The 242-nt window shown below is 28.5% G+C and carries 1 protein-coding gene; it reads right to left on the minus strand.

Annotated features, from left to right (window positions below; translation table 11 throughout):
- Positions 1 to 44: 44 nt before the first annotated feature.
- Positions 45 to 242: hypothetical protein (locus tag ACFINZ_RS11900; protein WP_375701635.1), on the minus strand; the 198-nt coding region annotated here is incomplete at its 5' end.

Genomic DNA, 242 nt, shown 5'->3' on the forward strand with positions numbered 1-242 from the left:
TGTTTCTACAAAATTATAAATTATTCAGATCTCAAAAAAAATGTTTATTTTTTGAGAAACTGTGAACAATTGAGCAGCTCTAATACAATTGATAATCCCATAAAAAATAACAAAGCCTCAATAAAAATGTGTCTATTATTTCCTATTCTATTTTTTTCTAGACGTGAGAAAGGATGGAGAATGCAATAGGTTGTAAGATTTTTGTGAATACTGCCTGTGATTATTCCACGGTCTATAAAACC

The sequence above is a fragment of the Bartonella sp. AA81SXKL genome (assembly GCF_042196945.1).
Classification (GTDB): domain Bacteria; phylum Pseudomonadota; class Alphaproteobacteria; order Rhizobiales; family Rhizobiaceae; genus Bartonella.